The organism is Kitasatospora sp. MBT63, from assembly GCF_000710465.2.
Lineage (GTDB): Bacteria > Actinomycetota > Actinomycetes > Streptomycetales > Streptomycetaceae > Kitasatospora.
In genome coordinates this window covers 1-9721 of sequence record NZ_JAIZ01000078.1, presented here as the reverse complement: position 1 = coordinate 9721, position 9721 = coordinate 1, and the positions used below count along the sequence as shown (strand labels likewise).

At 66.7% G+C, this 9721-nt stretch carries 3 protein-coding genes and 1 pseudogene; 3 read left to right on the top strand and 1 reads right to left on the bottom strand.

Annotation, left to right across the window (positions count from 1 at the left end):
* Positions 1-2580: 2580 nt before the first annotated feature.
* The 3 genes and pseudogenes from AA75_RS45200 (at position 2581) to AA75_RS05340 (ending at position 7187) form a co-directional block, all read left to right on the top strand.
* A complete protein-coding gene (locus AA75_RS45200; RefSeq protein ID WP_082526269.1) occupies positions 2581-4182 on the top strand; it encodes a glycosyltransferase family 2 protein in 1602 nt (533 codons plus the stop codon).
* 103 nt (positions 4183-4285) lie between these two features.
* Positions 4286-5030 (top strand): annotated as a pseudogene (locus tag AA75_RS47070) (IS5 family transposase).
* A 204-nt stretch (positions 5031-5234) separates the two neighbouring features.
* Complete coding sequence (locus AA75_RS05340; protein WP_033818587.1) at positions 5235-7187, top strand: ThiF family adenylyltransferase; 1953 nt, start codon at positions 5235-5237, stop codon at positions 7185-7187.
* 189 nt (positions 7188-7376) lie between these two features.
* Here AA75_RS05340 and AA75_RS05335 read toward each other — a convergent pair whose 3' ends face one another.
* A complete protein-coding gene (locus AA75_RS05335) occupies positions 7377-8486 on the bottom strand; it encodes a cyclic nucleotide-binding domain-containing protein (protein WP_033818586.1) in 1110 nt (369 codons plus the stop codon).
* Between the last annotated feature and the right edge of the window lie 1235 nt (positions 8487-9721).

Here is a 9721-nt window from a genome sequence, read left to right as displayed (position 1 = left end):
CTGGGCCGGTCCCGGGTCTGGGCCGGTCCCGGGTCTGGGGCTGCTGCTGGGGTTGGGGTTGGTACCGGGTCTGGGGCTGTCGACGACGGCCGGGCCGGTGGTGGCAATCCTTGGTGGCGGTGGTGGCGTGAACACGGGTGCGGGGGTGGGGTGGTGAGCCGGGCGGCGGGGAGGCGGCCGGTGCTGGCGGTGGGTGCGCACGTGGTCTTCGAGGGCCGGACCTGGCAGGTCGTCGGTGTGCTCGGACAGCAGGTGCGGCTGGTCGACGATCAGGGGGTGCGGCGACGCTGCTGGCGAACTACCTGTTCGCCGCCGACGGCTTTGCCCTGGTTGGCGAGACGCCGGCGGCGGTGCCGCAGTGGGGGCTGTTCGTGACGGTGCCGCTGCGCGAGTAGGAGCGGGCCCTGGCTTGGCAGCGCCACGTCCGGGAGGTGGAGACCGGGCGGCTCGAGGTGGCAGGTGGGCTCGGGTGGGAGCCGAGACCGGAGTACGACCACGGCCACCCGCACCCTGGCCCAGCGTGAGCTGGCCAAGGCGCAGGAGCCGACCGCGGTGGGGTTCGGGAAGATCTCGCGCACCCCTGTGCGGCGTATGCGCCTGGAGTACCGCGAGAAGGGCCTTTGGGGGCTGGTGGACCACCGCCACCACCCGCACCTGCAGCCCGGCAGGGCACGCGGACGAGCGGGTGGTGGTGGTCCTGGAGGCGATGCGGCGCCAGGGCGGCCGCCCCAAGGGCACCGTCAAAGGGGCTGCGGCGGCTGACTGCGCGGGTGCTGGAGGAACGGCACGGGCCCGGCAGCGTGCGGGTGCCGCCGATGGCGACGTTCTACCGGCTGGTGAGCGTGCTGTGCTGGCCGATCCCGGTGAGCGGCCAGGCAACCCGGCCCGCACCGCCCACAGACCCGCCCGTCCCTTCCGCCCGACCCAGAACCTGCGGCCCGGGGAACAGGTCATGCTCGACACCACCCGCCCTGGATGTCTTCACGGTCTTCGACAACGGGACCACCGGCCGGCCCAAGCTGACAATCACCCACAACACCGTGCCGGCCTGCTGGAGGAACCGGCGGAAGAAACGCCTTGGCGGCAGCCCTGTCGCGGCGGTTTTGCACCAGGACGTACAGCAGGTGCAGCCCCAGGCATCGCGCTCCAGGTCCGCCACCGCCTGCTGACGGTTGGCCAGCGCCCCTGGTCCTGCGTCGGTGACGACCAGGGCGGCGGGCGGGTAGCCGGCCCGGGTGTGGCCGGGCCGGGTCCGGCGCCACCAATGGACCACCCGGCCGGCCGGTTCCTCGTCGGCCGGTGCCGGGTCGGTGCTTCACCTTCGTGCGGAACAGCTCGCGGTAGGCGTGCACTTCGCAGCCACTCGCTCCGGCGGCACGGTGGAGCGGTCGACTTCCACCACCAGCACCGGGACCCCTATCTCCGGGGCCTGCCACACCGCGTCCGGCCTCACCTTCCGGCGGCCGCCCGGCAGCACGAACTCCACCTCCGTCGCCCGGGGCGTCCGACGCGGTGCCGCCCCGCACGAAGGCCAGCACCGTCCCGTTCACCGCCATCGGGTGCTGCGCACCGGAGTGCCCGGCACCCCGGGCCGTTGAACCCATGTCGGGGCCCTGAGGGGAATGCTTTCGTTCCCCTTGTTACGGCCTTTGGCGCCGAGTTCCGCCCTCGGAGAGGCAGATACCGTCGTATACCACGTTTGTCGCCGAGGCCGAAGGGGCCCCTCATGAACGGCTTCCCTTTCTCGCCGTGCCCCGGTCGGTGGACCACGGCAGCACGGCGCGGCGTTGCCTTCCTCGCCGCGATCCTGACCATGCCCACCCCCGCGCACGCAGTCACCGACGTCGCATGTGACACCGCCTCACCGCATCCGTGAACACCGCCGACACCAACGGCGTAGGCACCGCCATCGCCGTCAGCGGCAACAGCGCCACCGTCCAAGGTGCCCCCAGTGCCCTTTCCCTCCAGTCGACATCGCCGACCAAGACATCCTCAACCTCAACCGGGCCGACCTCACCGTCGGAGGAGGCGCACTACGCGTGGGAGCGCGCCTCCCTGTCGAGAACGGAGGACCTTCTCGGAATCCCCGATCACCCTCACCGGAGACCCAACCGACGAGACCGGCGGTATCACGAACGCCACCGGCGCAACCACCGACCTCGACAACCGCACTGTCAGCGGCAACACTGCCGCCCCGGCCAACGGTTCCGGAACTCTCACCGCTCCCAGCTCCAGCGATGGAATACCGCGGCACCAGGAGGAAACCTGAAAACGTGAATAATTTAATGAATTCGAGCAGATATTATCCGGCCGACCGGCAGGGAAATGTCGAGGCGAAGGATGGAGGAATGATGTGAAATTTACCACCGGGCCGTGGACGCCGGCGTTGCAGTTCCGCCGCGCAGCCGCGCCACGCCGGACTTGTGGGTTCGCCGATGAACGGTCTCATTTCTGATCTCGATGCCCACGCTCCAGCATCAACTCCTCTCCAAATACCGCCTCTGCCCCGAGCGCCCACTCATTGGAAATTCATGAAAACTAACGCTGCTGCCGAACCGCCGACCCGCCACGGAGGTGGCCATGAAAACCATCAGACACTGCTCGCACAACTCCACCAAAGAGACCGCAGAGGTCACCATGAATCGCCAGGAGAATTCCGCACCAAGGCCGGCCGACAAGGGTAGTGACGCCACACGGGAACGGAATCCAATATTCGTCGACATGACGGGACGCCGGCGGCGGATCATCTGGCTGGTGTGCGGCATTATCGCGGCCATCGCCATAGCATTCACCGAACCTCTCCTCAGATCAGTCGACTCATTCTTGGGCGTCTTTAACTGGATTTTGATCCTTGCTGCCGGATTGGTGATATTTCGACTGGTCGTGGTGGAAGTCTGCGCTACTCACCATCTACTCGCAGCCCGCAGGTCGCCGCACTTGTCACAGAGCTCAACCTTCCTCGGCCCCGTCTCCATTGTGGTTCCGGCATACAACGAGGAGGCTGGAATAGAACATACTCTGCGCTCCCTTGCCGCGAGCACGCACCCAGAATTGGAGATAATAGTTGTGGATGACGGGTCCACCGACCGGACGGTAGAAATTGCTCGGGGTCTCGAAATTCCCGCGGTTTCCATCATTCAGCAACCGAACTCCGGGAAAGCGGCCGCATTGAATACTGGAATCGCTGCCTCCCACCACGAAATCTTGATCCTCGTCGATGGCGATACTGTTTTCGAGCCGGATGCAGTCGATCACCTCGTGAGACCCCTTATCGACCCGCGCATAGGAGCAGTCAGCGGCAACACCAAAGTAGGAAATAGGAAGGGTCTCATCGGACGCTGGCAGCACGTCGAGTACGTCGTTGGTTTCAACCTTGACCGCAGAATGTTCGAACTTCTAGAATGCATGCCAACGGTCCCAGGGGCCATAGGTGCATTCCGCCGGCAGGTACTGGAAAGTGTTGGCGGGTTCAGTACTGACACACTTGCCGAGGACACCGACATCACGATGGCGATATGCCGTAGTGGCTGGCGAGGGGTTTACCAACCACGGGCCATTGCCTGGACGGAAGCACCCGCCACATTTCACCAACTATGGTTGCAACGATACCGATGGTGCTATGGGACGTTCCAGTCCGCCTGGAAGCACAGGCGCGCACTGATCGAACGCGGCCCAAGCGGTAAATTGGGGCGCAGGGGAATTATGTACATCGTCCTGTACCAGCTCCTTATGCCACTGCTGGCCCCCGCAGTAGACATCTACACGATCTATGGGCTAATATTCCTGGATCCAGTCAATGTACTCATCGTCTGGTCCATTTATACGGCGCTTCAGGTTGCAAGCTGTGGCCGCGCCCTGCGGCTGGACGGAGAGTCATTGGGAACTTTGTGGAGCGTCCCCCTTAGGCATATCGTATATCGCCAGCTGCTCTATCTGGTGGTAATTAGATCCGTTTTTGCAGCTATACTCGGAAGTCGGTTGCACTGGCACCGGCTCGAGCGCCATGGGTCGGCTGGTGCGGCGCGTGATTCTGATCGACCCGCTCCACGCGAGGCAACCCGCGCTCTGACGGAGCCCGGTTCGCTCTGGCCGATCCCGCGACCTGGCATGATCCCGGCAGCGCCGACGAGCACATCACCCAGCACCACAGCACCGCTCGGGCCCGAACGCGACAGAAGATGATCATCGGAGGGACGCGACAACCCCAGACGACAGGTCTGTCAGAGCCGTCCCGGCTACCCGGGTGACTGCCCGGGCAGCCGGGTCGTAGGGTCGGTCATGGGAAGTGGTGGGTGAGGCTGGGTCGTCGCTCCTGACTGACGGTTCGTGGGATTTGGTGGAGCCGTTGCTTCCGGCGGCACGGGTGCGGCCGCAGGGCGGCGGCACGGCGAACCTGGACGACGAGGCGGTGTTCGCCGCGATCGTCCACGTGCTGACGACCAGGTGTGCGTGGAGGTATCTGCCGCCGTGCTTCGGCTTGTCGAAGTCGACGGTGCACCGCCGCTTCACGATCTGGACCAGGAACGGGCTGTGGGGCCGGCTGCGGCGGGCGATGCTGGAGCGTCTGGTGGCCGCGGACATACTGGATGTGTCGCGGGTGATCGCCGACTCGGTGCACGTGCGCGCGAAAAATGGGGCACTCACACCGGTCCCAGCCCCGTCGGCCGGGGCAAACCCGGCTCCGAAGTGCACGTCCTGTCCGACCGGGCAGGGCTGCCTCTCGTCGTCGGCATCTCCGCCGGCAACGTCCATGACCAGCACTGCCTGATCCCGCTGGTCCAGGCCCTCCAGGCGAAACACGACCCGGAACGGGACCTGTACTACAAACCGCGCAAGGTCCACGCGGACAAAGCCTACGACAGCCCCGGACTGCGGAAATGGCTCCGCCGACAGCAGAGCCATGGCCTGGCTCACCGGCTACCGCCGCATCGCCCGCCGCTACGAACGCAACCACCTGCTCTACCTGGCATTTCTACGACCTCGCCGCCGTCATCACATGCCACAAACGACTGGCCAAGCTCACCACGTAGGACATCGTCTCAAGGGCCATACATGGATGCCCCCGGAGCCCGCCTCGTCTGCCCTTCGGGCTGCCACCTGGGCCCATCCGCGATCAGGACCGCCATGCGAAGGTGGCTGCTCCCACCGGTGTCCTGCCCCGACTGTCCTCCCACGCGGCGCGCGGGCAGAGGGCTCCGGCACGCGGAGGCACACGAACCCACGGGAGCTGACGGATGCAGCAGGAACCGGCCTTCGAGTACGACACGGCCTTCTCCCGAAACCTCGGCTGGGTGACCGCCGAGGAGCAGCAGCAGTTGCGCTCCAAGCGGGTGGCCATCGCGGGCATGGGCGGGGTCGGCGGCTTCCACCTGCTCACCCTCGCCCGCCTGGGCGTCGGAGCCTTCACCATCGCCGACTTCGACACCTTCGACCTGGTGAACTTCAATCGGCAGGCCGGGGCCCTCATGTCGAACATCGGCCGCCCGAAGGCCGAGACGATGGCTCAGGCCGCGCTGGACATCAATCCCGGGCTCAAGCTCTCAGTCTTCCCCGAGGGGATGGACCCTCAGGATCCGGCCGCCTTCCTCGAAGGGGCCGACCTCTACGTCGACTCCCTGGACTTCTTCGCCTTCGAGGCGCGCCGGTCCGTCTTCGCACACTGCGCCCGCCACGGGATCCCGGCCGTCACTGCGGCACCGCTCGGCATGGGTGCCGCACTGTTGTGCTTCATGCCGGGTGGGATGACGTTCGAGGAGTACTTCCGCTTCGAGGGGCACGACGAGGACGAGCAGGCCCTGAGATTCATGCTGGGCCTTTCGCCCGCGGGCGTGCATTCCCGCTATCTGGTCGACCCCAGCCGGGTCGATCTGGCCGGACGACGCGGACCGTCGACGGTGATGGCGTGTCAGCTGTGTGCCGGCGTCGCGGGCAGCCAAGCACTCAAGATCCTCCTCGGCCGGGGAAAGATCGTGGCCGCACCCCGCGGACTCGTCTTCGACGCCTACGAGAACCGGATCAGACGAACCTGGCGGCCGGGCGGCAACCGCAACCCGGTGCAACGTCTGTCTCTCGCCGTCGGGCGTCGCCGCCTGGCTGCCCTGGCGCAGAGGCCGTCGCCGGCCCCGAGCCCTCACACCCCCGTCGAGCAGGTCCTGGACACGGCCCGCTGGGCCCCCAGCGGCGACAACTCACAGCCCTGGCGCTTCACCGTGACCGGGCCGGACCGTTGCACCATCCGCGGGTTCGACGCACGCGAGCACGACGTCTACGACATGGACGGCTGGCCGAGCCAGATGTCAGTGGGCGGGCTCCTGGAGACCGTACGGATCGCCGCGAGCGGTCTCGGACTGCGTGCCGACATCCGCCGCATCGACGGCTCGGGCCGCGACCTACTGTTCGATGTGGGTCTGGCTTCCTCGGAGGAGACGCCTGATGAGTTGTACCCCTACCTCCGCCGCCGCACCGTCCAGCGGCGGCCACTGAGCAGGCGGCCGCTGACGCTGCCGGAGAAGAGCAAACTCGAGGAGGCCGTCGCACCGGGCTTCAGCGTGCTCTGGCTCGAAGGGAAACAACGCCGGCGGATGGCCGCCGTGAACTCCCGAACGTGCAAGCTCCGCCTCACCATCCCGGAGGCATACGAGACTCACCGCAAGGCCATCACCTGGGGCACGGGCTCCAGCGAGGAAGGCATGCCCGCCGGTTCGCTCGGCCTGGACCCGGTCACGGTCCGACTGACCCGTACCCTCATGGCCAGTTGGCGCAGGGTGGACTTCGCCAACACCTATCTGGGCGGCACACTGATACCGCGCCTGGAACTCGAGGTGGCACCCGCGTTGGCCTGCGGCGCCCACTTCGCACTGCTGGGCCACACCGCGCCACGGACGGTCGAGGACCATCTGGCCGCCGGAGCCGCCATGCAGCGGTTCTGGCTCACCGCTACCTCCATCGGCCTGCAGATGCAGCCCAACCTGGCTCCGCTGATCTTCTCCTCCTATGCCGTCAACGGCCGTGCCTTCACGACGGATCGAAAGGGCTCCGAGCAGGCCCAGGAGGTCTCGGAACGCCTCCGGGCGCTGCTACCGGGGCGGACGCTGGACCGCACCGTCTTCCTGGGGCGGATCGGCGCAGGTCCGCCCGCCAGAGCGAGGTCGATGCGGCTTCCGATGGACCGCCTGCTCGAACCCTGATGTCCTGAACGCGTACCTTCCCGAAGGACCGGGCGGCGGATGAAGAATGCCGTCCATCGGCCGGCGCGCCCGACGAGGCGGGCTTGGCCGTCAAGCCCGGCCGATGACCTACGAGCACGGCCCCAAGCCGACCTCGACCCGGGCCTGACAGCGATTGCCCACCTCGCACCGGGCCCAAGGACGCAGCAGTCAGCGGAACCCGTCGGTCTCCTTCACACCCACCCCCGGCCCGGGCGCTGCGGGGGTGTTGAGCCGGGAAGCGAGCAACCGGCCCAGATTCATGGCGAGGCGTGCGGCGGTACGCGGATGGGTGTCCAGGAGCTGGTTCAGGGTACTTCGGGACAGGGCGAGGATGCGGGCGGTCTCGCTTGCGACGATGACGTCTGCGGTACGCCGGCCGAGGAAGAACGCGGCTTCGCCGAACAGCTCGCCGCCGCCGAGCTCGATGACGCGGCCGTCGGGCAACACCACGTGCGCTGCTCCTTGGAGGATGACGAAAAGATTGCTGGTCCCGTGGCCTTCCCGGATCAAGGCGTCACCTTCACAGGCCTCGATGACGCTGCTCTTCTCCATGATCTTGCGACGCTCCTCGGCGGTCATGCCGCCGAAGACACTGAGCCTGTGATCGGGCCGATCGATGATCGCCGGCGCATGTTCGTCCAAGTCGTCGGCGGTGTCCTCGACCACGTGGTCCTGCCCGGACGCGAGGATGTATGCGGCGATCTCACGGCCGCGAGCTCGGTCCCAGCACCCACCAGCGGCCCGTAGTAGTGACAGGACCGGTGACCCGACGGATTCGAGGTGGTCGAGGTCATCGATGACTAGGACCAGAGGGATCACCAGCCCGGCTTCGGGGAAACTGGCGTTCGGTTTGTAGGGGCGGAAGCCCAGCCGCTGGTAGTTGCCCAGAAGGTGCGGCATGCAATCGCAGAACGCGAGCTTGACCTCCTCACTCGCCCAGTACCGTGCCACCTCGGCGAACAGGTCGATCCGGACGGCCGAGGCCTGGCGGTCCTCGCGGATGGCGAAGGCATCGATAATGGTGGTGCGTTCGATCGGCGCGACCGCTGAGAACGCCTGTGGCGCGAAGACCTGGATCTCGGATTCGGTATAGGGGCCGAGCATGGCGTGGCGGATGCGGAGAGTTCCCACGACCTGGCCGTCCTCGACGGCGTACAGGACCCGCGACTGGTGGTCTGCGGGAAGCGGGAGCAGTTTTCCCCGGTGGTCCGCGGTGGGCCGGTCCGCTCCAAGCCTCTCGACGTACGACTGGTAGCGCAGCCTCTCCACGGCACGCATCTGTTCTGCGCTCTCGGCGAGGTGTACCCCGTCGGACTCGACGACTATGACCGATCACCTCCGGGACCAACGAGTGCTGAGTTTCGCGTGATTGGAACCATCTTCAGTGATGTCGCAGCGCATCGACTTCGCCGGCTCCGGTAACGGCCTCATCGGGCAGCCCAGGGTGCCCATCCGTGGGCGGCTCCGCCGGGGTGTCGGCGGCGGTCGACCGTGGTTCTGCGTCGTCTCGACGAACTGCGACCGGTCAACGGCGAGTGGCCATGGGGTTACGGGTCCGCCGGGTCCGCGAGGCGCGGCTGTCGGTTCTCAGAACCCGTCTCTTGACCTGGACCTACCATGACCGCTTTCCGGATCTCTGCGCGGAGGACCGGCAACCCCGCCCCGGGAACCGGCCGCCCTGCCGTTCGTCATGCCCTTCGTCATGCCGGCGAATCTTGCCACGTCATGATCGGTGACCGGCCGCTCATCTCCAGGGCCGATGTTGACGATGTCCATCCCAGGCACCGGAGGCGGCGTACGAGCGTCGACCGCCTGCCAGCGATGATTCCACCCGCCTCCACCCGCCATCCAGGCATCGAGGCGTTCGGAGAAGATCCTGCCCTGCGAATTCTCGGTCGAGGCGGCCGCAACAGCCGACCGGAGGCGGGCGGACTCGGCTCTAGCCCAGTCGGACAGCCCGACCGATGTGTTGATGGCAGAGTCAAGTTTGGCACGAGCAATTCGAAGCAATCCGATCTGACGGCTCATCTGGGGCTCCAGCTCCACCAGGACCAGAGGTGTCACGGGAAATGGCAGCCAGTCGTGTCACTGTGACGTCCGCAGGGGCTGTCCCGGCCCGGTCGGTGCGGGACGCCGGTGGCCGCATCCGGGAGCCGGGACGGGTGTGGGCCGAAGCCGGACCGGAGCGTGGGCCGGCCGACCGTTGACCGACCGGGCACGGCGAACCAGCGTATGCCCATGCGATCCGTGGTCCACGGACAGCGGATCCACCTCCGGCCCGCTGCCGCCGGCATCCGGTATCGGGAGTTCCATTGGGGTTCCTCACTCGCGCCGGTACGGGAGCCCGATGGCCGGCCGCCCCCTGATGGAACATCAATCTCATTGACCCGGTGGCACATGCGCGCCGAAGTGCATCGCCGTGCACTCTACAAACAACTTCCTTAAGGTCTTCCTGAGAGTTCCTGATGCCTCCCCTAGTAGGGCTTGGTCAGGTTGGTACTGGCGTGGGTATG